The organism is Methanocaldococcus jannaschii DSM 2661 (assembly GCF_000091665.1).
GTDB classification, from domain to species: Archaea; AGJL01; Methanococci; order Methanococcales; family Methanocaldococcaceae; genus Methanocaldococcus; species Methanocaldococcus jannaschii.
Genome location: NC_000909.1, coordinates 476,504 through 501,106, shown reverse-complemented (window position 1 = coordinate 501,106; position 24,603 = coordinate 476,504). Strand labels below are relative to the sequence as shown.

Genomic DNA, 24,603 nt, shown 5'->3' with positions numbered 1-24,603 from the left:
AATCAGAAATTCCAAACCTACAATAGATTATAGGCAAATTCATATACAAACATTTTTGTCTTCTTTCTTATGAAAATTAATATTTAAATATAACTTATAAAATTATAGCTACTTACCTACCATGTATCTCACAAATTAATAAAATTTATTTATGAACCACTTAAAATGTTTTAAGAGGTCTTGAAAGATACTAAAAACTGCAATCATTAAAGGTGATGGGATGAAACATAATTATAAAGTAAAATTATTTGATGAACTTGGATTTGTAAGAAAGAAGTGTAAGAAATGTGGGCAATGGTTTTGGACTTTGGATGAAGAGAGAGAAACATGTGGAGATGCACCTTGTGATATCTATTCATTTATTGGAAAGCCGATAACTAAAAAGCCATATACATACAAGGAAATGGTTAAAGAGTTTATAAACTTCTTTAAAGAGCATGGGCATGAACCAATAAAAAGAGCTCCAGTAACTGCAAGAAGATGGAGAGATGATATTTTATTAACAATCGCTTCAATAGCTGTGTTTCAGCCATGGATCACCAAAGGAATTGTAAAACCAAAGGCAAATCCTTTAGTTATAGCCCAGCCATGTATAAGGTTGAATGATATTGACAACGTTGGAAGAACTGGAAGGCATTTAACATGCTTTACAATGGGAGGACATCATGCTTTTAACAGAGAAGATGACTTCAAATACTGGCAGGATGAGACAGTTGAACTCTGCTTTAACTTCTTTAAAAAATTGGGCATAGATGAGAAATCAATAACCTTTATTGAGAGTTGGTGGGAAGGTGGGGGAAATGCTGGGCCTTGCTATGAGGTAATAACTCATGGTGTTGAGTTAGCAACCCTTGTTTTTATGCAGTATGAGAAAGTTGGAGATAACTACAAAGAAATTCCGTTAAAAATCGTTGATACTGGTTATGGTATTGAAAGATTTGTCTGGGCTTCAACTGGAGAACCAACAATATACGATGCCATATTTAAAAATATCGTCAATAAATTAAAAGAAGATGCAGGAGTTAAAGATATAGATAAGGAGATATTGGCTAAAATTACAGAAGTTGCTGGATTAATGGATGTTAAGGATGTTGGGGATTTGAGAAAGTTGAGAGAGGAAGTAGCTAACAAAGTAAATATCCCAGTTGAGGAGTTAGATAAGTTAATCTCCCCTTATGAAGACATCTATGCAATAGTAGATCATACGAGGGCTTTGGCATTTATGTTGGGAGATGGAATAGTTCCTTCAAACGTTAAGGATGGTTATTTGGTTAGAATGCTTATAAGAAAGACATTAAGACATATGGATCGGCTAAACCTTTCAACACCAATAACCGAAATTGTTGCAATGCAGTTGAATGAACTAAAGGACTTATATCCAGAGTTATTGGATATGGAAGATTACATTATGGAGATTTTAGAAATTGAGACAAATAAGTATAGACAGACAATTGAAAGAGGAAAAGGAATCGTTGAAAGATTATTAAAGAGCAAAAAAGAGATTGATTTAGAGAATTTAATTGAGTTATATGACAGCCATGGCTTACCTCCAGAGATCGTTAAAGACGTTGCTAAATCGTTAGGAAAAGATGTTAAAATTCCAGACAACTTCTATACAATAGTTGCAGAGAGACACGAAAATAAAAAAGAAGTTAAAGAGAAAATTAAACTTCCAGAAGTTAATGTTGATAAGACAGAACTGTTATTCTACGAATATCCAAAAATGAAAGAGTTTGAGGCTAAAATCTTAAGAATTGTTGATGATTATGTAATCTTAGATAGAACTGCATTCTATCCAGAAGGTGGAGGACAGAAGGCAGATACTGGATATATAATAAAAGGAGATAAGAAGTTTAGAGTTGTTGATGTGCAGAAAGAAAATAATATAGTTTATCATAAAATAGAGAACTTAAATGATGAATTAAAAGAAGGAGATATTGTTAAAGGAGTTATTGATTGGAAGAGAAGGTTAAGTTTAATGAGAAACCACACTGCAACACACATAATAAATGCTGCAGCTCAGAAGGTTTTAGGAAGGCATGTTTGGCAGGCAGGTTCAGATGTTGATGTAGATAAAGCGAGGTTGGATATAACTCACTATAAGAGAATAAGCAGAGAAGAACTGAAAGATATTGAGAGAGTAGCTAATGAGATTGTCTTAAATAATTATAACATAAAGAGTATATTTATGGATAGAAATGAGGCAGAGGAGAAATTTGGATTTAGAATATATCAAGGAGGAGTTGTTCCAGGAAATGTTTTAAGGATTGTTATTATTGAAGATGAAAATGGAAATATCGTTGATGTTCAAGCATGTGGTGGGACGCACTGCCAAAACACTGGAGAGGTTGGATTTATAAAGATAATTAAGACAGAGAGAGTTCAAGATGGTGTTGAAAGGCTGATTTATTCAAGTGGCTTAAGTGCTTTAAAAGCAGTGCAAGAGATGGAGGATATATTAGAGGAGAGTGCTGAGATTTTAAGATGCCCAACTGAAGAACTGCCAAAGGTTATAAAGAGATTCTTTGAAGAGTGGAAGGAGCAGAGAAAGAAGATAGAGGAGTTAGAGAAAAAGATAGGAGAACTTAAGAAATTTGAATTAATAAATAAATTTGAGACAATTGGAAATTACAAAGTTTTAGTTGAGAAAGTTGAGGCTAATCCAAAAGAGATGTTGAACATAGCTGATAACTTAGCTACTGAAAATGCCATAGTTGTGTTATTGAATGATAAGGGCAATATATTATGTAAAAGAGGAGAAAATGTAGATATAAAAATGAATGAACTTATAAGATATATTGCCAAAGGAGGAGGTAGAGAGCATTTAGCTCAAGGAAAATATGAAGGAGATGTAGAGGAGATTAAAAAGAAAGTTATTGAGTTCATTAAAAATAAATAAATTTGCTTTAACGATTAATTTAATTTTTCTTTTTTGGTGAGAATATTGGATATGAAGCGTTTAATAAAATCATATCGGATTTTTTCATTCATATTAATAATGGACATAATTGGGGCTGAAAGCCCCAACTTAATGGAACGAGTTTTGATGAAACCGAAGCGTTAGCTTCGGGCTACAAAAACTCGAAGAGTTTTTGTTCAACTTTTACTAAAAGTTTCGGTGAGAATATGAATGTTATTGATTTATTCTCTGGATGTGGAGGTTTTTCAAAAGGTTTTTTAGATGAAAACTTCAGAATTTTGGGAGCTATAGAGAACTTTAAGCCAGTTGTTAAAACTTATTTATACAATATAAAAGCCCCTGTCTGGATGGATGATATAAAGAGGATTCCTCCGAAAGCGTTTGATGAATTTATAAAAAATGAGAAAGTTGATGTAATTATCGGCTCTCCTCCATGTGAGCCATTTACAAAGGCAAATAAATTAATTAAAGACAATCCATTAGATAGATTATATAAAGACAAAGTTGGTAGGTTAGTTTTGTATTATATAGATTATGTCAATTACTTTACACAAAGAAATGATGATTTAATATTTGTTATGGAAAATGTTCCACAAATTAAAGAAATTAAGGATGAACTAAAAAAGTTGTTTGGAGATATAGGGCATAAGGTTTATTTTAATATATTAAGAGCAGAGGATTATGGAAATCCATCAAAAAGAGCGAGAATGTTTATTTCAAATATAAAATTAAAGCCAAAGAAAGTTGATAAACTTGTTGTTGTAGAAGAAGCTTTAAAAGACATTCCAAAAGACGCAAAAAATCATGAAATTAAAAAGTTATCTAAAGAAAAAGTAGAGATGATTTCAAAATTAAAGTGGGGTGAGGCATTATATAGATATAGAGGAAAGAAAAAGTTAATGTTTAATTGGTATAAGTTGCATCCTAAAAAATTAGCTCCAACTGTTAAAGGAAGGAGCAGGTTTATCCACCCTTATGAAGATAGGTTATTAACTGTAAGAGAACAGGCAAGATTGATGAGTTATCCTGATGATTTTGTATTCTTTGGAGGAAGAGATGTTCAGTATAATCAAATTGGAGAAAGTGTTCCTCCGATACTGGGTAGGGCTATAGCTAAAGAAATCAAAAAACAGTTATAATTTTGATGAACCTTTTACTAAAAGGTTTGAATAAGCAGTCCATTAAAACAAGAAAGGAAATCCTATTGAAAAAACTAAATAATAAGCTACAAATATGGTTTAAATCGGTAGGCTATTAATATAATGATAAAAACAAGTGATAGGGATGAATTTTAAGGACCCAATTGAAGAATTACTAGACAATTACTTTAATGCAAAAAAAGAGTACGAAAAAAATCCAATAGAAAAAAATTTAAATAGGTTAAAAAAGGCAGAAGCTAAGTTAATGATTAACTATCCAAATACTAATGCAACATACATTTACAAAAATAAAAAATACAAGATAATTATAAAAGATAGCGTTTCAGTAATTCCGATTTAGTTAGGCATGGTTTATATTAACCTTAAAAAAGATTATCTAATATAATATGAAATTTAGTTAAATTTTATAGCTCATTTCTTAAATCAATTGTTTGGTGCATTTCTGGACCTGTGGAGATTATAGTTACTGGAACTCCAGTAACTTCTTCAATCTTGTTTATAAATTCTTTAGCTTTTTCACTTAGCTTATTATATTCAGTTACTCCATAACACTCTTTATCGTATTTATCTAATCCAGTTAAAGCAATCTGTGTTGCTCCATTCAACCTACAAGCTTTCCTTGCTAATTCAAAGTCAAAATAGCCAACTCTTCTCCTTCTTCCAGTAACTGTTCCATACTCAACAATTCCCAAGCTCTCTGCCTCTTCTAATGACATTTCAGTTGGAAATGGCCCAGCACCAACTCTTGTAGGGAAGGTTTTAAAGACAACTATAACCTCATCAACTTTTGTAGGGCCGATTCCAACATCAGCGGCAAATGATGAAGCTGTTGTATCCTTGGATGTTACATAAGGATAGGTTCCATAATATAAAGAGAGTAAAGTTCCCTGTGTTCCTTCAATTAAAACATTTTCTCCTCTATCCAATGCATTATTAACCTCTTCAGAGACATCTCCTAAAAATTCTTTAAGCTCTTCAATATCCTTTGCCTGCTTTAAAATCCTCAACACTCTATCAACGTTTGCAGGGCCACAGCCGCTTCCAGTAGTTCCAATCTCTTTAGCCAAGTGCTCATCTTTTCTGTCCATAATTTTATGCTTCTCTTCAATAATTCCACATCTATAATCTACAATCAATCTCTCTTTAACATTAAAGTCTTTAAGCATCTCTACCTCTTTTAACAAAACTTCTGGATCTACCAAAACACCAGCCCCTATAGCCAACTTTGCCTCTTTGTATGGGAATCCTGTAGGTATCATTCTAATTCCATAACTTTTTCCACCAATATTTACAGTATGCCCAGCGTTTGGTCCTACTCCTCCTCTTGCAATAATTGATGGCTTGTCTTTATCACAAATATAGCTTATTATCTTTCCTTTTCCTTCATCTCCCCATTGTCCTCCAACAATAATGGTGCAAGTCAATAAAACCACCTTTTTCACTGTTCAAAACCTTATATTTTTTTGTAATTGTAATATTTAAAGTTAATTAATATTAAGAATTTCCAATGTATGGCAAGTAAGTTATTATAAGTTTTTTATAGTTCTATATATTTTGGAATATAAATAGTATAACATAGATAAACTCCTTCCATTAGGAAGGAGTTCAAATTTACTCATAAATAGATTTTATTAGTTTTGAAAAGAACCATATAATTTCACAAAATGATAAATAATTTAAACCTTCAAATAATAAACCATAACAACCCCCCAGTGAAAATGAAGTGATGATAATGAAATTTGTTAGATTAGAATTTATATCTTATGAGGAGTCATATGATTTTGAATTTATGGCTCCGGATGACATCACTGAAGATAAGTTTATAGATGACTTGTCAGATGCTATAGTGAAAAGCATAAATTGGGAGTATATAAAGGGATACTTTCAAGAAGAAGATGAATTAGGTATGGAAATTCTCCCTAATTTAATAGACTGCATTGATTTTAAAAATGTGAATGTAGAAATGGAAAAGAAAGGGTATAAACCCATAAAATATGACATCATTGTGTATGCAGGGGCATGGTCATATTTTAATCCAAAAAAGTTAAGTATTATCGACTTTCATGAAACAGGAGAATTGACAAAATTAGAAAAAGCAATTCAAGAGAAATTAAAAAGATTAAAGACAGATATTTATTAAATTATGTTTCAAACTACATCTCACAAAGAATCTTCCCATATTTTTCCTTAAATTCATCTAAATTCTTGATAGTTGTATCTAAAGTTAGAGGAGTTATTGAGATATGTCTCTTTTTTCTTAGAACATAAACATCTGTATCTTCCTCCTCTTCAAATATCGGATAGCCATCAATCCAGTAATAACTCCTCCCTCTTGGGTCTATTCTCTCTTCAACATGTGTTGTATACATCTTTCTTGCTAATCTTGTAATTTCTATAGGGGTTTCTAAAGTTGCGTTTTCTGGAATGTTTATATTTAAAACATCACAAGGCATGTCATAATCTAAATATTTCTCAGCAATTTTTGCAGTTATTTTTGCTGGGATTTCAAAGTTTATTGGTATATCCAACTCTTTAAATTTTAAGTGGTCTGAAGTTATTTGTAATGAAGAAGCTATAGATTTAGCTCCATGATGAGCAGCTTCAAACGCAGCCCCTAATGTTCCAGAAGTCATTATCTCTGTCCCTAAATTCTCTCCAATATTTATCCCAGAAATAACCAAATCTGGAACTTTTTTTAATATTTGATATATTCCTAAGATTACACAATCAGTAGGCGTTCCAGAAACTGCATAACCGACAATGTCCTTTGCTAACTTAACCTTTGTCATCCTCAGCGGTTCAAATAGGCTTATAGCCCTACCAATCCCACTCTGCTGATTTGTTGGAGCAACTATGGTTATGTTTGCATCACTAAACTTCTCTTTTAAAGCATTGTATAATGCTATCAATGAGGGTGAATAAATCCCATCATCATTAACTATTAATATTTCCATAATATCACCAATTAAAGTTATCTTTAACATTTAAATACTATAAAAATAATATTTACTCTTAAAGTAATTAAAACTTTTGGGGGGTAAAAATGAAAAAAAGAAATATAACTGAATTTCAAGTTCTATCTGAAATTATAAGAAAACAACCTCATATAAAACAGAAAGAAATAGCTGAGAATTTAGGAATAACAGTTCAAGCAGTTTCAGAACACATAAGAAATTTAGTTAAAGAGGGTTATGTGAAATCAAGGGGTAGAGGGGAGTATGTAGTTACTGAAAAAGGTTTAAGAAAGTTAAAAAACTGGATATCAGAGTTTAAAGATTATTTGGATGAAATAAACACTGCTGTTTATAGATACAAGGATATATGGCCAGCTATAGCTGATGAAGATGTTAAAGATGGAGAAACAGTATATTTGTTTATGAAAAATGGTCTGTTATATGCATCAAAACAGCCAAAAGGAGAAGCAAAAGCAAAGGCATTGTATGGTGGAAAGAAAGGTGAAGATATAGCCATCTGTGAAATTAAAGGAATTATTGATGTGCCTAAAGGGAAAGTTATTGTATTTAGAATTCCTCCTGAAGTCGTTGGTGGTTCAAGAGCTGTGGATTTCAATTTGATAAAGGAGAATATCGATAACTTAGATGATTATGTCATTGCTACTATGGGAACCGTTGCCTATGTTGTTGCATGTAAGTTAGGACTTAAACCAGACATAAGATTTGCCGTTCCTGAAGCTATTGTAAATGCATGTAATAGAGGTTGTAATGTTATCGCTTTAATAACTGGAAAAATGGCTGAAAAAGTCATTAAAAAGCTTGATAATGCGAAAATTAGCTATACTGTATTAGATGCCACAAAAGAAAATAAATAATGAGGAAGGAAAATGACATATAATATAATTTTAGCTAAATCAGCTCTTGAACTAATCCCAGAAGAGATAAAAAATAAAATAAGAAAGTCCAGAGTTTATAAATATGATATTTTGGATTCTAACTATCACTATAAGGCAATGGAAAAACTAAAAGATAAAGAGATGAGAGGAAGACCAGATATCATCCACATATCACTTTTAAATATATTAGATAGTCCAATAAATCATGAAAAAAAGCTAAACATCTATATTCATACTTATGACGATAAGGTTTTAAAAATAAATCCTGAAACAAGATTGCCAAGGAATTACTTTAGGTTTTTGGGAGTTATGGAAAAGGTTTTAAAAGGAGAAAGAAATCATTTAATAAAAATGGAAGAAAAAACGTTAGAAGATTTATTAAACGAGATAAATGCTAAAAAAATAGCTATAATGACCAAAACTGGGAAATTAACTCATCCAAAGCTTTTAAAGGAATATGATACTTTTATAATAGGCGGATTCCCGTATGGAAAGTTAAAAATTAATAAAGAAAAAGTTTTTGGAGATATTAAGGAAATCTCCATTTATAATAAAGGTTTAATGGCTTGGACTGTTTGTGGGATAATTTGCTATTCATTAAGCTTTTAAAATTTTAAATTATATTTTTATTAGATGGTAAGTTTAGAAATTTAAAGTGAATTAATAGTAACAATAATTTATTTAAACCATGACAACAAAATTCTTAATTATGGAGTGCTTTACATTTTAATAGCTCAATACTGCGATTTTGGTAGATTTCTATGAAATAAGGGGAGATATTATGTCAAAATTCGTGAAACTACACTTAGTAAGAACCCTTAATAAATATAAAGAGCTACAAAAAATTAGGGTAAAAGATGTAATGATATCTGGTGACGTAATCATAACAACTCCTGAAAAAACGATAAAGGAAATATTTGATGAAATGATTAAACACAACATTAGCGGAATGCCTGTAGTTGATGATAGGGGGGTAATGATTGGATTTATTACACTAAGAGAAATTAGAAAGTATATGACAAGTCATCCATATCTTAATGTGGGGGAGGTTATGCTAAAAAATCCTCCTTATACTACTGCTGATGAAGATATAATTACAGCCTTTGAAAAAATGATAGAATCCAATAAGAAATTAGACCAATTGCCAGTAATCAATACAAAATATCCTGAAAAAATTCTTGGTAAATTGGAAGGCATTATTTTTATGGAGGATATTATAAAATTGCTCTATGAAAATATTATAAAAGAGTTAAAAACTCTTGTAAGTTTCTACAATCACAATACTGAGATTAAGATAAAATATTAAAGCTAAAAAAAGAACTTAGAATAATTAAAAATACTTTTAGAAGAAATTATTGACCTCTTTTATGCAATTATAAACCAATTCCACAGTTTTTTCTAAATCTCTCTTATCAATAACTTCAACTGGAGTATGTATATATCTTGCTGGAACAGAGATAACACCAGTTGGAATTCCCTCTCTTGTTAAATGAATGGCTGTTGCATCTGTAGTTCCTCCCTCACCAACTTCCCACTGAACATCTATTTTATACTTTTCAGAAACAGCTTTAATCATATCTAAGACTTTTGGATGAGCTATCAACCCTCTACCAGATGCATCTACTATTCCAACCACTGGCCCCTTACCTAAATCTACCGGAGCATCTTCTTTTTTAATTCCTGGATGGTCTCCTGCTATAGTAACATCTAACGCAATGGCAACATCTGGATTTATTTTAAAGGCAGAGACTCTTGCCCCTTTTAATCCAACTTCCTCTTGGACAGTTCCCACTGCATAGACCTGACAGTCAATATCTTCTTCAGATAACCTTTTCATAACTTCTAAGAGAACAGCACATCCCACCCTATCATCAAATGCCTTTCCAGTTAATCTATTTTTACCTAAATCATAAACCTCACTTAAAAAAGAAACCCATGTTCCTATATTAACCCCCATTTCTATAGCCTCTTCCCTACTCTCAGCTCCAATGTCTATAAACATATCTTCATATTTAATTATTTTGGTTTTTTCTTCTTCTTTCATTCTGTGTGGAGGTTTTGAGCCTAAAACACCAATTAAATCCCCTTTACTTCCATGAACAACAACCTTTTGGTTTAATATTGTTGGGTCATAAATGCCTCCAATCTTTGTGAATTTTAAGAAACCATTATCGTCAATATATTTAACCATCAAACCAATCTCATCCATGTGAGCTGCTATCATAATCTTCTTTCCTTTATTCCCTCTCTTTGCTATTAAATTCCCAAAGTTATCAATTTCAACGGAATCACAGTATTTTTCCAACTCTTTTTTCATAAACTCTCTAACACTATCCTCCCTCCCAGATATTCCATGTAGTTTTGAGAGCTTTTTTAAGTATTCAACAACTGACATAATCTCTCACCTTTTTTAAATAGTAGTTAATGTATTCCTAATCCAACTATTTTAGATTTATGTTTTAATGGTAAGTGTCCAATTTCCTTTCGTCAATTTTCTCAATCTTTATAAGATTAAATTAACTTATTTTCTAAAATCTCGACATTCCTTTTAAAAATCTCTTTAATTTCTTCACCATCAAAAATTTACCAAAATCTTAACACTCCATCTTTGTAATTATATACGACTCCAGAAATGTCTAAAGCATACCATAATAATTCTCAATCCTATCTCTAAAACCAATGTGCTGAACTTTGCCATAAATTTTTAATTCATAAGTTTTAGACATGGGAATTACCATTTTCATAATGAGGAAACCTATAGTTTAAAATACTAAATTAGAAAAATAGAAAATAAAAGCCCTATGGTGTCTTCATGGTTAATGAACATAAAGCACATGCCTCATTTATGTTTAAGATTATTAATGTATTTGTAAGTTTTGGTTTTAATTTGATTTTAGGGATACTCATCTATGACATATTTTTTAACATTGATGAAAATTTAGTTGTAGCATGCATATTGATAGCCATGCCAATAATAGCCTTCCTTATTCTCATTTTAACTGGAGGAGTTCATAAGGAACTTACTTATCTACAAATTTATGACAAGTATAAACTTATGTGTGAGTTTATTAGAGAAATTACCATATCAACAATCACCAGTGAGTTGGCAACTATTGCAACAATGATACTCTACCAACTACAAAATCCAATAAAAACAATAACATTTTTGTTATTACTCATAGCATTTTTGGCATTTGGACTAATATTCACAAAATTACTAATTGACGCTTACTTTATAACATTAAAAAAGCTAAAATCCCTAAAAGAATAATATTATGATGCCTCCTTATCTAATTTGTGCAAGTTATAATAAACAATAGCCACAACTCCAGCCATAAAAACAAGTATTGCTATAACTCCAATAATTAATGGATTAATCTCCATAAGCATCAACTCCCCTTCTTATCTAATTAGAGTATAAAGATATAATTAAGTATAAAACTTTTTTTCTACATAACTTATGTTTATCTCTCTTAGCTTATTAATCTTTTGAAGATTTAAAAAATCTTGTTTCAGATTCTCTAATTCCCTCTTTAATTCCAGATTTTACTGCACTCTTAATAAACTCATAACTTAACCATAAAACGAATATTGTAAAAAGAATCAATCCAATAACTATCATGGTGAGAATATCCATAAAGTCCTCACCATTATGTTGCTAATTTCAATTAAAATTAGCATTAAAATATAATAAAAATCTTTCTAAAATTATTATTCTGCATACAAAAAAGCTTATATCCTAATAGTTACATAAATAAAAAATTATTTGACGAGTATAATATTGGTGATTAATTATGATAACAACTTATGAGCTGATAATATATGGTAGAGTCCAGCATGTTGGATTTAGAGATAGGATTGAACATATAGGTAGAGGCTTAGGCATCTCTGGAGTTGTGTATAATCATAAGGACGGAACTGTTAGAATCTTAGCAAACTTTGATGATGAGGAGATTAAAGAGCTATTTAAAAAGAGTATTAAGGCACTGGAAAAGAAGGATAAGCTTATAAAGATTGAGAAGATTGAGGAAAAAGAATTAAATGCTTATATTGAGTTTCCGGAAGGGATAAGTAGGTTGTCTTCTGATGATATTTTGGAGCTGAATAAAAAGCTGGATGAGGGAGTTAAGTATATTAAGTTGATATTTTCTGAATTAGAAGAACATAAAAAAATATTGTTAGATATTAAGGATACACAGATAAAAACTATTAAAGTGCTAAATGAAATTAAGGAATTATTGGAGAAAAAACTCTAAGATTATTTTTATAGAGTTAGAGTAACATACTGAAATTTTAGAAAGAATTAATAAAAAATTAGATAAATTAGATGATATTTATGAAATTCTAAAAGGGATTAAGGACAAACTTTAAAGCTTTTTTATTGAGGCGAAATTTTTTATTGTAAAATGTCAAAAGAATAAAAGATTTACAATTAAGAGATTTTTTGACTTTTTGAGCATATACAAAAGTCTATTTATGGTGAAGTCATGAACCTACTGTTAATGGGAGGAACTAAGGATAGTGTTGAAATTGGTAAAAAGCTTAGGGATTTGGGAGATTTATTTATTTTATACACTTCAACAACTGATTATGGTGGAAAATTAGGGGAGGAATTTGCCAACAAAGTGATAACAAAACCTTTAGATAAAAATGAGTTGAAAGAGGTTATAAAGAAATATAATATAGATATTTTAGTCGATGCCACTCATCCATTTGCAATAAATGCAAGCAAAAATGCCATTGAAGTTTGTAAAGAGCTTAATATAAAGTATGTAAGATTTGAGAGAAAAGAGGAAAAGATAAATCATCCAAATATAATATATGTTAAAGATTTTGAAGAAGCTGCAAGATTGGCTAAAAAAGCAAATAAAGTCTTTCACATGGCAGGAATTAAGAATTTAAAGATGGTTGTTGATATTGTTGGGAAAGATAAGGTTATAGCAAGAGTTCTCCCTATATCTGTAAGTGAGGCATTAAAGATTTTACCTCAAAAGCAGATTGTAGCTATGTATGGGACTTTTTCTAAGGAGCTTAACAAATATTTAATAAGGGATTATAACTGTGATGTGATAATAACTAAAGATAGTGGGGAGAGTGGGGGTTTTAAAGAGAAAGTTTATGGGGCTTTAGAAGCTGAAGCCAAGGTTATAGTTGTTGAAAGACCTAAAATTGATTATCCAGTTTGTTTTGATGATATAGATGAGCTTATAAAATACATAGCTAATTTAAAAATTTAATTTTATAATTTTGGTGAAAAGGATGCACTGCAATATAAACTTAAAATATGGCGTTATAATGAAAAAAGATTGTTATACATTAAGAATCTCATTAAAACCCGGATTTATAAATGCTGAGCAGTTAAAGGCAATAGCCTATGTTATTGAAAATTTTGGAGATAACAAAGCCCATATAACAACAAGGCAAGGTATAGAGTTTAAAATATCTCCAGAACATTTGGAAGAAGTAGAGAAAATTCTAAATAATGTGGGGTTAAACTTAGGTTCTACTGGAAATAGAGTTAGGCAAGTAGTGTCATGTATTGGCTTAGAGTGCTACAATGCTATTGGTGACTCTGTCTCTTTGGCAAGGAGAATTCATGAGGAGTTTGAAGGAGTTTGGGTTCCAAGAAAGGTGAAGATAAATGTTAGTGGTTGCCCAAATTCATGCACATTTCATAGGTTTTGTGATATTGGGATATGTTATAGATACAAAATAACCATAAACAAAGAGATTTGCACAAATTGTGGAAAATGTAAAGATTTTTGTGATTTAAATGCTATAGATTGGGAACGAAAAATAATAAAAGATAATTGCACTGGAGAAGGAAAATGCACTGGCTTATGTAATGCCTTTAAAGCTGAGAGAGTTATTAGCATATTCGTTGGAGGAAAAGGAGGAAGAATATATAAGGAGGGAAAACACCTAATAGATTTAAAAAATGAGGATGATGTCTTATTTGTTATTGATGAATTGATAAGCTTATATGCAAAGTTTGGAAAGGGTAGGATGGCAGATTTTGTTGAAAACTATGGGATTGAAAACTTAAGAAATAACATAAAAGAGTTGATAAAATGAACCAAATTATTAATGATAATTATAGGGAATTCTTAAAAAAATTAAGAGAGAGACATTTAAAAAAGAGAAAAGTTAAAGATAAAAATAAACCTATTGCTGTGTGGATGCAAGATGATATATATAGAGATTTCAGCATAGGAAAGTCCCTTACAATAATTTTAAGGACAGAAGGCTGTTATTATGCAAAAGAAGGAGGCTGTTTAATGTGTTCCTATTTAATGGACTCCTCTCCTGAAAAAATAACTGCTGAAAATATAATAAATCAGTTTAATTATGCGATTGAGAAATATAAAGAAAAAATAAAAGATTTAAAAGATTTCAGCGTTAAAATATTCACTTCTGGAAGTTTTTTGGATGATAGAGAAGTTCCTAAAGAGGCAAGAAATTATATTTTCAAAAAACTTAGCGAATTTGATAATTTAAAAGAAGTGGCTATTGAATCAAGACCTGAATTTATTGATGAAGACAAATTAAACGAAATTAGAAAATATTTGGATGTTAATGTTGAAATTGGGGTTGGAATAGAAAGTTTTAATGAAGAAATTAGAGAAAAAGCAATTAACAAAGGAATAACAAATGAACAAATAATTAGAGCTATAGAATTGGCTAAAAACTACAACATTGGGATAAAAGCTTATTTATTAATAAAACCTCTATTCATAACTGAAAAAGAGGCAATTTATGACTCAATATCTTCAGCAAATAAGTGTATAGAGTTGGGATGTTCAAGAATATCCTTTTGCCCAGCTACTGTGCATAAAGGTAGTGTGATGGAATTCTTTTTCAACAAAAATCAATACCGCCCTCCATTTCTATGGAGTATAATTGAGATACTAAAAGAGGTTAAAAAAAGCAATCCAAAGGCATTAATTATGTGTGATACATCAGGAGTAGGAAGTGAAAGAGGGGCTCACAACCTTTATAACTGCAAGTGCAACAAATTGATTAAAGAAAGGTTAGAGAGATTCACTTTGACACAGGATATAAATGTTTTAAATGTTGAATGTGAATGTAAAAATATATGGAATGCATATATCGAAGTTGAAAATAAAAATATAGTTCCATTAGGGGATGAAAGAAAACTCCTATTATAAAAATTTATTCTGGAATCTGTCCTCCTGGAACCATAACACTTAACTTAACTTGTTTAACTCCTTTTAAGGCTGTTAATCTATCTGTTAATTCCCTAATCCTCTTAGCGTCTCCTCTAACCAATATTGTTTCTAAGCAGTGGTCGTGGTCTAAGTGTAAATGTAAGGTAGCAACGATAATATCAGTATAATTGTGTTGAATTTCAGTAATTTTTTCCATAACATCTGAGGCATGATGGTTGTAAATTACGCTTATACTTCCAGCTCTTTCCCCTTCTAAGCTGTGAATCCATTTGTGTTTTATTATATAGTCTCTAATAGCATCTCTTATTGCTTCACTTCTACTTGCATATCCTCTTTCAGCAATAATTTCATCAAACTCCCTAAGAAGCTTTGAAGGTAAAGATATACTTATCCTATCCATCTCTGTCATAATCTCCCCCGTTTATTTTCAAACTAACAAATATTACTATTTAATAACTAATATATAAGATTAACGATAATAATAATACTAACTAATATTATTAGTCTAAGGGGTGAGAGAGTGAGTTTAATTATTTGCTACTATGGTAAAAATGGGGCTGTAATTGGAGGAGATAGAAGGCAAATATTTTTTAGAGGTAGTGAGGAGAATAGAAAGATTTTAGAAGAAAAACTATACAGTGGGGAGATAAAATCTGAAGAGGAACTTTATAAATTGGCAGAAAAGCTTAACATTAAAATTATAATTGAAGATGATAGGGAAAAAGTTAGAAAGATATCTGATTCAGTAGTATGTGGAGAAGTTAGGAGCTTAGGAATTGATGCAAAGAGAAGGAGGGTTTATGCAACAAAAGGGAAATGTGCCATTGTTGATATATTAAACGACACAGTTACAAATCAAACAATAAAAGAAGGTTTTGGAATTGTAGTTCTTGGAAACAGATTCTTAAAAAAGAAAGCTGAGGAGGAATTAAAAAGAACAGCTAAATTATTCCCAATGATGCCTATACAACAGATAGAAGATGCAATAAAAGAAATTTTTGAGAAATTAAAGTGGCATCCTACAGTGAGTAAAGAGTATGACATTTACAGTGTGAATAAATATGAAAAGAACTTTGAGGAAGTTATTAAAAAGGATATTGAGAGCCTATTTAAATATAGGGAACAGTTGAGGAAACAACTCATAGATTTTGGAAAGGTTATGAGTATAGTCAATAAAATTGTAAAAAATGGAGAAATTGGAGTTATTAAAGATGGAAAACTTCACTTATATGATGATTATATAGCTATCGATAAGATAGACCCAAATCCAAAGGTATTTAAAGTTGTGGATGTGGAAGGCAACTTTAAAGATGGTGATATAGTAGTTATTGAAAATGGAGATATGAAAATAAAAGGGACTAATGAGAAAGTAACAACCAAATATATCATAATTCATAAATAACATAGTCCTAAAGTTCAATAAGCAAATGTTGTTAGATAACCTTATTCAATTAATTAATGATGTAATGTTTTTGAAGATAAGCGTGTCCTAATATTAAACCGAAGAGTATATATTTAACTTAACTATAACTTTAGTGTTGTAAATAGGTAATATAAAGATTTTAGAATGGTGACATTAATGGCAATAGCTATCGCGATAGCATCTGGAAAAGGAGGTACTGGAAAGACAACGATATCTGCAAATCTTGCTGTGGCTCTTGCAAAATTTGGAAAAAAAGTGGCTGTTTTGGACGCTGATATAGCAATGGCAAACTTAGAGCTTATCATGGGGTTAGAAGGAAAGCCAGTAACCTTAAACGATGTGTTGGCTGGTAAAGCAGATATAAAGGACGCAATTTATGAAGGTCCTGAAGGAGTTTTAGTTATTCCAGCAGGTGTTTCATTAGAAAAGTTCAGAAGAGCTAAACCAGAAAAACTTGAGGAAGTTTTAAAGGCAATACATGATTTAGTTGAGATTTTAATTATTGACTGTCCAGCAGGTATTGGAAAAGAGACTTTAATAGCAATATCATCAGCAGATGGTTTAATTGTCGTTGTAAATCCAGAGATATCCTCAATATCAGATGCATTAAAAATTATCGCTATAACAAAAAGATTGGGAACTGACATCATTGGGGCTATTGTTAATAGGGTTTCAAATGAGAGTACAGAGTTGGGGGTTAAAGCTATAGAGACAATTTTAGAAGTTCCTGTTATAGGTGTTGTTCCAGAGGACCCTCATGTTAGGAAGGCAGCTGCATTTGGAACACCTCTCGTTATTATGTATCCAGATTCTCCAGCCGCTCAAGCAATCATGGAGATAGCAGCTAAGTTAATTGGAGCTAAATATGAAGCACAACTTAAGAAGAAGAAAGAATCATTCATATCTAAGTTTATTAAAGGATTGTTCGGGAGGAGATAAGGATGATTTTGTATATAATTGTGGCTATTAGCATACTCCTCAACATAATACTGGGGATTAAAGTAATAATGTTACAAAAAGAATTGGAGGAGGTTAAAAAAGCTACAAGATTAACAAAGGAGGAGGTCGAAAAATTAAATGAAAGAATAAGAAAACTAAAACTTGGTGGGTAAGATGAAAAAAGTAATTATTCCTCTCTTAATATCCTTATTTATTTTTTTAATTCCAAATTATGCTTTAAATCCAGAAATTATAGTTACCCCCGAAAAATGTTTAGTAAATAATTCCGTATATGTTATATTTCAATGGAGAGCTCCTTATAATGTTGAAGATTTTAATGTTACAGTCCTTTCAGATGCTGTAGTGTTTAAAAATTCCACTTTATACTATGCAGGTGTTGCAGAGGATGCTAAGGTATTTCACATATTTGAAGGTGAGGCTGTAACTCCTGGAAATCATACAATTAATGTTCAAATGTCGTATATTATTGATGGAACGCTTATAAAGAAAAAATTTTTATTAAACATCTCAATATTAACACTTCCTGAAAATATTTATGTAAGTTATAATAATACATATAATAGAGATGAAGAAAACACATCTCTCTTAGAAAATATTACTAAAATATTTGAAAATACCACAAATGTAACTACACCAAATTCTACAAATGCAATTATTAATGAAACAAATATCACCCAAAATAAAACAAATATATCAAAAAATATTGATATAGGGAATATTACAAAGGCAAACACTACATCTCAAGAAAAAATAACACAAAAATTCAATAACACATCAACACAAACTATTGAAAACGTCCAAAAAGATAAAGGTAATAATTGGCTGATGTATGGGATTCTTGGGTTGATTATAGGTATAGTATTTGGGTTTGTTGTAATGTATATCATCAAAATCTAAAACTAAAAACACCAATTCCTATTTTTCTACTTTTTCTTATTACCATAAAATTTTAAAATTTTGTTAAAAATTTACTAGCATCCAATTTATATTGTGATTACCTATGATTGCAATAATTCCAGCATTCAATGAGGAAAAAAATATTTTAAAGGTGTTAAAGGACTTAGAAAAGTTAAGAGTTGATGCTGTAGTAGTGGATGATGGTTCTAAAGACAATACCTCAAAAATCGTTGAAGAGTTTGCAAAAAAAGCAAAGATTAATGTATATTTAATAAGAAATGAAAAAAATGAAGGAAAGGCAAAAGCAATAGAGAAAGGAACAAAATTTGCCTTATCTTTAAACAAATATAAATATATCATATATATTGATGGAGATTATCAGCACAAACCAATGGACATTCCAAAACTGTTAAAAAAATTGGAAGATACAAATGCTGATGCCGTTTTTGGTATTAGGAAATACAAACATATTCCATTGCATAGGCAAATATCTAATTTTTTTGCTTCAATACTTACGTCGTTGGCAGTGTTAATATACTCAAAAAGATTTTATTTCTTTAGGGATGTTCAGTGTGGTTTTAGGATAATAAAGGCAGAGTTTTTAAAAGATATGAAGTTTGGAGATGGTTATGCAGTTGAACATTTTATTGCTCTGCAGTTAGCGAAAAAAGGGGCTAAGATTGTGGAGGAATATGTGAGTGTTGAGTATCATGATGAAGCTGTTTCATATATAACCACAAAGAAAATCTTAGAAGTTGCTAAGCAGGTTATAAAGTTCATTTTTTTAGAGTAGCAAAATAACAGTAAGCTTTAAATATTAAGTTAAAAATATTAGCATCACAATAAATTTTATATATTGGGAATTGAAAACACACATAGTCCTTCTCTTTATCTATAAAACGAAACAGCCAAAATAGGTGATGATATGGCTTCTTTAAGACCAAACAGATGTTACAGAGATGTAGATAAACCACCATACACAAGAAAGGAGTATGTTAAAGGGGTTCCACAACCAAAAGTAGTTCATTTCATAATGGGTAACTTATCAGCAGAATTCCCAGTTAAGGTTAATTTAGTAGCTACAAGACCAATCCAAATAAGACATAACGCATTAGAAGCTGCAAGAGTTGCCGCAAACAAATATTTAACAAAGATGTGCGGTAGAATGGGTTACAAATTCCAAATTAGAGTTTATCCACACCAAATATTGAGAGAGCACAAGATGGCTACTGGAGCTGGGGCAGATAGAATTTCAGATGGAATGAGATTGGCATTTGGAAAACCAATTGGAACAGCTGCAAGAGTTAAGGAAGGACAGGCAATCTTAACAGTATGGGTAAACCCAGACAAATTCCCAGCTGCAAAGGAAGCTTTAAGAAGAGCTGCAATGAAATTACCAGTTCCATGTAGAATAGTTATTGAGCAAGGAAAAGAATTGCTTAAATTATAATTATGAAACTTTTTTTAATTTTTTATAACATTTTCACTTGTAATAACTCTACTATTTTATTTATAATATTATCATTCAAATATTTAAATTTATTTTAAAATAAAAGCTATATATAATCCCCTATATATTGTTAATTATCCAAAATACAAAAGGGGATAGCATGAAATTTATTGCATGGTTAGACGAGTTATCAAATAAAGATGTAGACATTGCTGGAGGTAAGGGAGCTTCATTAGGAGAGATGTGGAACGCTGGATTGCCAGTTCCACCAGCATTCGTTGTTACTGCTGATGCTTACAGGCACTTTATAAAAGAAACTGGATTAATGGATAAAATAAGAGAAATTTTAAGCGGTTTGGACGTTAATGACACAGATGCATTAACAAATGCATCAAAAAAAATTAGAAAATTAATTGAAGAAGCAGAGATGCCGGAAGATTTGAGATTGGCTATTATTGAGGCATATAACAAATTATGTGAAATGTGCGGAGAGGATGAGGTAACAGTGGCAGTTAGAAGTTCTGCAACCGCTGAAGATTTACCTGAGGCAAGTTTTGCAGGACAGCAAGATACTTACTTGAATATAAAAGGAGCTGAAAATGTAGTTAAATATGTGCAAAAATGCTTCTCATCTTTATTTACTCCAAGAGCCATTTTCTACAGAGAACAACAGGGGTTTGACCACTTTAAGGTTGCTTTAGCTGCAGTTGTTCAAAAATTGGTTAATGCTGAAAAGGCAGGAGTTATGTTTACAGTTAATCCAATTAGCGAAAATTATGATGAGTTAGTTATCGAAGCAGCGTGGGGATTAGGAGAGGGAGTTGTTAGTGGTTCTGTCTCTCCAGATACATACATTGTCAATAAAAAGACCTTAGAGATTGTTGATAAGCATATAGCAAGAAAAGAAACGATGTTTGTTAAGGATGAAAAAGGAGAAACAAAGGTTGTTGAAGTCCCTGATGATATGAAGGAAAAGCAAGTTTTATCAGATGATGAAATTAAAGAATTGGCTAAAATAGGGTTGAATATAGAAAAACACTATGGAAAACCGATGGATGTTGAATGGGCTTATGAGAAAGGCAAGTTTTACATGCTTCAAGCAAGACCGATAACTACCTTAAAGAAAGGTAAAAAAGAGAAAAAGGCAAAAGAAGAGGATATCGAGGCAAAAATATTATTAAAAGGTATTGGGGCATCTCCAGGCATTGCAACAGGTGTTGTTAAAATAATCCACGATGTTAGTGAAATAGACAAGGTTAAAGAAGGGGATATATTAGTAACAGAGATGACCACACCAGATATGGTTCCAGCGATGAAAAAGGCAGCTGCTATTGTAACAGATGAGGGAGGATTAACCTGTATAGAAGGAGATGCAAAAATTTTAACAGATAGGGGCTTTTTAAAAATGAAAGAGGTCTATAAATTAGTTAAAAATGGAGAAAAATTGAAGGTTTTGGGATTAAATGCTGAAACCTTAAAAACAGAATGGAAAGAGATAATTGATGCACAAAAAAGAGAGGCAAGGAGATATGAAATTGGCGTTTATAGAAAGAATAAAAATACAAAAGATACAATAAAAATCACTCCAGACCACAAATTCCCAGTGTTTGTAAATGGAGAACTCAGTAAGGTTCAATTATGTGATATTATAGATAACAACCTTTCTGTATTGAGTATTGACTACATCCCAATGATTGAGGAGAAGTATGAAAGCTTAGCAGAAGTTATGTATTTAGGAGGAGCAGTTCTTTCAGATGGACACATTGTCAGAAGAAATGGAAAACCAATAAGGGTAAGATTTACCCAAAAAGACACTGAGGAAAAGAAGGACTTCATAGAAAAAGTTAAAGGAGATGTTAAGTTAATTGGAGGCAACTTTATAGAGATTAGCAATAGAAACAACGTTATTGAATATCAAACAAGTAGAAAAATACCTTCTGAAATATTGGGCTTTATTGAGGTCAATATAAACACTATCCCATTATATGCTACCAAAGATGAAATAGCCGATTTAATTGCTGGATTTGTTGATGGAGATGGATGTTTAAGTGGAAAGAGAAGAGTTGAGATATATCAAAACTCCTCCCATATCAAAAAGATTGAGGGCTTAATTGTTGGGCTATATAGATTGGGAATAATTCCAAGATTGAGATATAAAAGGTCATCAACAGCAACAATATACTTTAATAACAACTTAGAAACTATACTGCAAAGAACAAGAAGAATCAAATTAGATAAGCTAAAAGAGTTCAAAAAACCAGTTGAAGATAAAAAATTAATAGATATATCTCAAATACTGCCAGAACTTAAAGAATTTGATTATAAGGGCTATTTATACAAGACATATAAAGAAAAACTATTCATTGGAATAAATAAATTAGAAGAATACCTTAGCAAAATAGATAAAGATGGCATTGAAAGAATAAAACAAAAAATCAAACTCTTAAAAGAGAGTGATATTTACTCCATCAGGATTAAAAAAGTTGGAGAAGATTATGGGGAAGTTTATAACATAACAGTTAAAGCAGAAAATGAGTTTAACCACAACTATGTTGTTTGGACTAAGCATTACACTCCAATAGTTGTATTCAACTGCCACGCGGCAATCGTTTCAAGGGAGTTAGGAACACCTTGCGTTGTTGGAACAAAGAAAGCAACGAAGGTTTTAAAAGATGGAATGATCGTTACAGTTGATGGAGAGAAGGGAATTGTTTATGAAGGAGAGATTAAAAAGGTTGAAGAAAAAGAGAAAAAACAGGAGGTTGTTGTTCAACAAGCTCCAATAATAACAGCTACTGAGGTTAAAGTTAATGTCAGCATGCCAGAGGTTGCTGAAAGAGCAGCAGCAACAGGAGCAGATGGGGTTGGCTTGTTGAGAGCTGAGCATATGATATTAGGATTAGGTAAGCATCCAAGAAAGATTTTAGAGGAAGAGGGAGAAGAAGCATTGATAGAGGCGTTAATGGAAGGAATTAGAAAGGTAGCAGATGCATTCTACCCAAGACCTGTAACTTATAGAACATTAGATGCTCCAACAGATGAGTTTAGAGGTTTAGAAGGAGGAGAGAATGAGCCAATAGAACACAATCCAATGCTTGGTTGGAGAGGAATTAGGAGAGATCTTGATGAAGTAGATATATTAAAATGTGAATTAAAGGCAATTAAAAGATTGAGAGAAGAGGGCTATAAGAATATAGAGATCATGATCCCTCTCGTAACTCATCCAGATGAAGTTAGAAGAGTTAAAGAGATAATGAGAGAAGTTGGTTTAGAACCATGTAAGGATATTCCATTTGGAATTATGGTTGAAACACCAGCAGCAGCTTTAATTATTGAGGACTTTATAAAAGAAGGAATAAACTTTGTTAGCTTAGGAACTAACGATTTAACACAATACACAATAGCAATTGATAGAAATAACGAGTTAGTTTCAAAGTATTATAAAGAAGATCACCCAGCTGTGTTAAAGTTGGTTGAGCACGTAATTAAAACTTGCAAAAAACATGGCATAAAAACATCAATTTGTGGGCAGGCTGGAAGCAGACCTCACATAGTTGAGAAGTTAGTTGAGTGGGGAATTGATAGTGTTTCAGCAAACATTGATGCTGTAGAGACAATAAGAAGAGTTGTAGCAAGAACTGAGCAGAAGGTTATATTAAACTACATAAGAAAATCATATGTAGAGAGGGAGTAATTACCTTTAACTTTTAAGTTTTGTTTTTATGACTATTTTATCATTATATATTTTAACAATTCCAAATCTTCACTATTTTTGGTGATACATTGAGAGGGTTTATAATTGGTAGGTTTCAGCCATTCCATAAGGGACATTTAGAAGTAATAAAAAAGATAGCTGAGGAGGTTGATGAAATAATTATTGGAATAGGTAGTGCTCAAAAAAGTCATACCTTAGAAAATCCATTCACAGCTGGTGAGAGAATCTTAATGATAACACAATCGCTTAAAGATTATGATTTAACCTATTATCCAATCCCTATAAAAGATATTGAGTTCAACTCTATCTGGGTTTCTTATGTTGAATCTTTAACCCCTCCATTTGATATTGTGTATAGTGGAAACCCATTAGTTAGAGTTTTGTTTGAGGAGAGGGGATATGAGGTAAAAAGGCCAGAGATGTTTAATAGGAAAGAATATTCAGGAACTGAAATTAGGAGAAGGATGTTAAATGGAGAGAAATGGGAGCATTTGGTTCCTAAAGCAGTTGTTGATGTTATTAAAGAAATAAAAGGTGTTGAACGGCTTAGAAAATTAGCTCAGACAGACAAATAAAAAATAAAAATAGTGATATTATGGAGGAAATCATTGATGTAAAAAATCCAAAAGAAGTTATTGAATACCTTAACAATATAGATGTTGATGAGTATGTTGAGATATATTTTGGAAGGGTTCATGTTGAAGGTAGGTTAATGCATTATAACGATGGACTTATAAGGTTGGTTCATGAAAAATATGGAATTATAGAGGTTGAAATTGAGAAAATATTGGATGATTTGTTAGAGTTAGTTCATAGTAATGGAGAGAAAAGAGTTGTGTTGAGGTTTTATTAGTCAATCATCAAAAATAGATAACATTTTCTAAGGTTATTGGTATAGAAGCCCTTTTGAGCTTCTATAAGTTTATTATATAACTATAAAAACTTTTGATGATTGACTATAATTCAGCTTTTTTGTCTAAAACTAAGTTATTTATATCATTTTGGTAGTTAATATTTTAACAAATTATTATGTAACCT

Annotated in this window: 26 protein-coding genes; 21 read left to right on the top strand and 5 right to left on the bottom strand. The window is 31.2% G+C overall.

Features of this window, described 5'->3' with window-relative positions; translation table 11 throughout:
* Positions 1 to 220: 220 nt before the first annotated feature.
* The 3 genes from alaS to MJ_RS02965 all read left to right on the top strand — a co-directional run bounded on the left by alaS (position 221) and on the right by MJ_RS02965 (position 4,420).
* Complete coding sequence (alaS, locus tag MJ_RS02975) at positions 221 to 2,899, top strand: alanine--tRNA ligase (protein ID WP_010870068.1); 2,679 nt, start codon at positions 221 to 223, stop codon at positions 2,897 to 2,899.
* A gap of 227 nt (positions 2,900 to 3,126) precedes the next feature.
* Positions 3,127 to 4,059, top strand: a complete 933-nt coding sequence (locus tag MJ_RS02970; protein ID WP_010870067.1) for a DNA cytosine methyltransferase — start codon at positions 3,127 to 3,129, stop codon at positions 4,057 to 4,059.
* A 145-nt stretch (positions 4,060 to 4,204) separates the two neighbouring features.
* Positions 4,205 to 4,420: a hypothetical protein gene (locus tag MJ_RS02965; protein ID WP_064496544.1), complete on the top strand. Its 216-nt coding sequence runs from the start codon at positions 4,205 to 4,207 to the stop codon at positions 4,418 to 4,420.
* A gap of 64 nt (positions 4,421 to 4,484) precedes the next feature.
* On the opposite strand, the gene MJ_RS02960 is transcribed toward MJ_RS02965, so the two are convergent.
* A complete protein-coding gene (locus tag MJ_RS02960) occupies positions 4,485 to 5,504 on the bottom strand; it encodes an adenylosuccinate synthetase (protein WP_064496543.1) in 1,020 nt (339 codons plus the stop codon).
* 308 nt (positions 5,505 to 5,812) lie between these two features.
* Between MJ_RS02960 and MJ_RS02955 the strand changes: the two genes are divergently transcribed.
* Positions 5,813 to 6,220: a hypothetical protein gene (locus MJ_RS02955; protein ID WP_244409476.1), complete on the top strand. Its 408-nt coding sequence runs from the start codon at positions 5,813 to 5,815 to the stop codon at positions 6,218 to 6,220.
* Between the two features lie 13 nt (positions 6,221 to 6,233).
* On the opposite strand, the gene surE is transcribed toward MJ_RS02955, so the two are convergent.
* Positions 6,234 to 7,034 (bottom strand): 5'/3'-nucleotidase SurE, encoded by an 801-nt coding sequence (surE, locus tag MJ_RS02950; protein WP_064496542.1) that lies wholly within the window; start codon positions 7,032 to 7,034, stop codon positions 6,234 to 6,236.
* Positions 7,035 to 7,123: 89 nt separating this feature from the next.
* Here surE and MJ_RS02945 point away from each other — a divergent pair, with 89 nt between their 5' ends.
* From MJ_RS02945 to MJ_RS02935, 3 genes are all read left to right on the top strand, one after another.
* Positions 7,124 to 7,909, top strand: a complete 786-nt coding sequence (locus MJ_RS02945) for a DUF7839 domain-containing protein (protein WP_010870062.1) — start codon at positions 7,124 to 7,126, stop codon at positions 7,907 to 7,909.
* A gap of 12 nt (positions 7,910 to 7,921) precedes the next feature.
* Entirely contained in the window at positions 7,922 to 8,539 is a 618-nt protein-coding gene (locus MJ_RS02940) for a 16S rRNA (pseudouridine(914)-N(1))-methyltransferase Nep1 (RefSeq protein WP_010870061.1), read from the top strand.
* A 172-nt stretch (positions 8,540 to 8,711) separates the two neighbouring features.
* Positions 8,712 to 9,236, top strand: coding sequence for a CBS domain-containing protein (locus tag MJ_RS02935; RefSeq protein ID WP_064496541.1), 525 nt, complete (start codon positions 8,712 to 8,714; stop codon positions 9,234 to 9,236).
* Positions 9,237 to 9,272: 36 nt separating this feature from the next.
* Here MJ_RS02935 and MJ_RS02930 read toward each other — a convergent pair whose 3' ends face one another.
* A complete protein-coding gene (locus tag MJ_RS02930; protein WP_010870059.1) occupies positions 9,273 to 10,325 on the bottom strand; it encodes a M42 family metallopeptidase in 1,053 nt (350 codons plus the stop codon).
* A gap of 417 nt (positions 10,326 to 10,742) precedes the next feature.
* On the opposite strand from MJ_RS02930, the gene MJ_RS02925 reads away from it, so the two are divergent.
* Complete coding sequence (locus tag MJ_RS02925; protein WP_010870058.1) at positions 10,743 to 11,201, top strand: hypothetical protein; 459 nt, start codon at positions 10,743 to 10,745, stop codon at positions 11,199 to 11,201.
* A gap of 210 nt (positions 11,202 to 11,411) precedes the next feature.
* On the opposite strand, the gene MJ_RS09465 is transcribed toward MJ_RS02925, so the two are convergent.
* On the bottom strand, positions 11,412 to 11,567 hold the full coding sequence (locus MJ_RS09465; protein ID WP_162484748.1) for a hypothetical protein: 156 nt from the start codon (positions 11,565 to 11,567) through the stop codon (positions 11,412 to 11,414).
* A gap of 157 nt (positions 11,568 to 11,724) precedes the next feature.
* Here MJ_RS09465 and MJ_RS02920 point away from each other — a divergent pair, with 157 nt between their 5' ends.
* The 4 genes from MJ_RS02920 to MJ_RS02905 all read left to right on the top strand — a co-directional run bounded on the left by MJ_RS02920 (position 11,725) and on the right by MJ_RS02905 (position 15,099).
* Positions 11,725 to 12,186, top strand: coding sequence for an acylphosphatase (locus MJ_RS02920; protein ID WP_010870057.1), 462 nt, complete (start codon positions 11,725 to 11,727; stop codon positions 12,184 to 12,186).
* 231 nt (positions 12,187 to 12,417) lie between these two features.
* The gene (gene cobK, locus MJ_RS02915; protein WP_010870056.1) at positions 12,418 to 13,167 is read left to right on the top strand and encodes a precorrin-6A reductase; all 750 of its coding nucleotides are present in this window, start codon (positions 12,418 to 12,420) and stop codon (positions 13,165 to 13,167) included.
* Between the two features lie 22 nt (positions 13,168 to 13,189).
* Entirely contained in the window at positions 13,190 to 14,005 is an 816-nt protein-coding gene (locus MJ_RS02910; protein WP_064496540.1) for a hypothetical protein, read from the top strand.
* A complete protein-coding gene (locus MJ_RS02905) occupies positions 14,002 to 15,099 on the top strand; it encodes an archaeosine biosynthesis radical SAM protein RaSEA (RefSeq protein ID WP_010870054.1) in 1,098 nt (365 codons plus the stop codon). The genes MJ_RS02910 and MJ_RS02905 overlap by 4 nt, the downstream gene beginning before the upstream one ends.
* A gap of 4 nt (positions 15,100 to 15,103) precedes the next feature.
* On the opposite strand, the gene nikR is transcribed toward MJ_RS02905, so the two are convergent.
* Positions 15,104 to 15,529 (bottom strand): nickel-responsive transcriptional regulator NikR, encoded by a 426-nt coding sequence (nikR, locus tag MJ_RS02900; RefSeq protein WP_010870053.1) that lies wholly within the window; start codon positions 15,527 to 15,529, stop codon positions 15,104 to 15,106.
* Between the two features lie 111 nt (positions 15,530 to 15,640).
* Between nikR and MJ_RS02895 the strand changes: the two genes are divergently transcribed.
* From MJ_RS02895 to MJ_RS02860, 9 genes are all read left to right on the top strand, one after another.
* Positions 15,641 to 16,522, top strand: coding sequence for a DUF2121 family protein (locus MJ_RS02895; RefSeq protein WP_010870052.1), 882 nt, complete (start codon positions 15,641 to 15,643; stop codon positions 16,520 to 16,522).
* Between the two features lie 177 nt (positions 16,523 to 16,699).
* Positions 16,700 to 17,482 carry a septum site-determining protein MinD gene (gene minD, locus MJ_RS02890; RefSeq protein WP_209320034.1) on the top strand — a complete coding sequence of 261 codons (783 nt, stop codon included), beginning with the start codon at positions 16,700 to 16,702 and terminating at the stop codon, positions 17,480 to 17,482.
* Positions 17,483 to 17,484: 2 nt separating this feature from the next.
* Complete coding sequence (locus MJ_RS09575; protein ID WP_010870050.1) at positions 17,485 to 17,655, top strand: hypothetical protein; 171 nt, start codon at positions 17,485 to 17,487, stop codon at positions 17,653 to 17,655.
* A gap of 1 nt (position 17,656) precedes the next feature.
* On the top strand, positions 17,657 to 18,400 hold the full coding sequence (locus tag MJ_RS02885; protein ID WP_064496539.1) for a hypothetical protein: 744 nt from the start codon (positions 17,657 to 17,659) through the stop codon (positions 18,398 to 18,400).
* Positions 18,401 to 18,503: 103 nt separating this feature from the next.
* Positions 18,504 to 19,193, top strand: a complete 690-nt coding sequence (locus MJ_RS02880; RefSeq protein ID WP_010870048.1) for a glycosyltransferase family 2 protein — start codon at positions 18,504 to 18,506, stop codon at positions 19,191 to 19,193.
* Positions 19,194 to 19,325: 132 nt separating this feature from the next.
* The gene (gene rplJ, locus MJ_RS02875) at positions 19,326 to 19,850 is read left to right on the top strand and encodes a 50S ribosomal protein L16 (RefSeq protein WP_010870047.1); all 525 of its coding nucleotides are present in this window, start codon (positions 19,326 to 19,328) and stop codon (positions 19,848 to 19,850) included.
* A gap of 160 nt (positions 19,851 to 20,010) precedes the next feature.
* Complete coding sequence (gene ppsA, locus MJ_RS02870; protein WP_064496538.1) at positions 20,011 to 23,544, top strand: intein-containing phosphoenolpyruvate synthase; 3,534 nt, start codon at positions 20,011 to 20,013, stop codon at positions 23,542 to 23,544.
* A gap of 89 nt (positions 23,545 to 23,633) precedes the next feature.
* Positions 23,634 to 24,140 (top strand): nicotinamide-nucleotide adenylyltransferase, encoded by a 507-nt coding sequence (locus MJ_RS02865; protein ID WP_010870045.1) that lies wholly within the window; start codon positions 23,634 to 23,636, stop codon positions 24,138 to 24,140.
* A gap of 20 nt (positions 24,141 to 24,160) precedes the next feature.
* Positions 24,161 to 24,418, top strand: a complete 258-nt coding sequence (locus tag MJ_RS02860; RefSeq protein ID WP_010870044.1) for a DUF2097 domain-containing protein — start codon at positions 24,161 to 24,163, stop codon at positions 24,416 to 24,418.
* Positions 24,419 to 24,603: the final 185 nt, after the last annotated feature.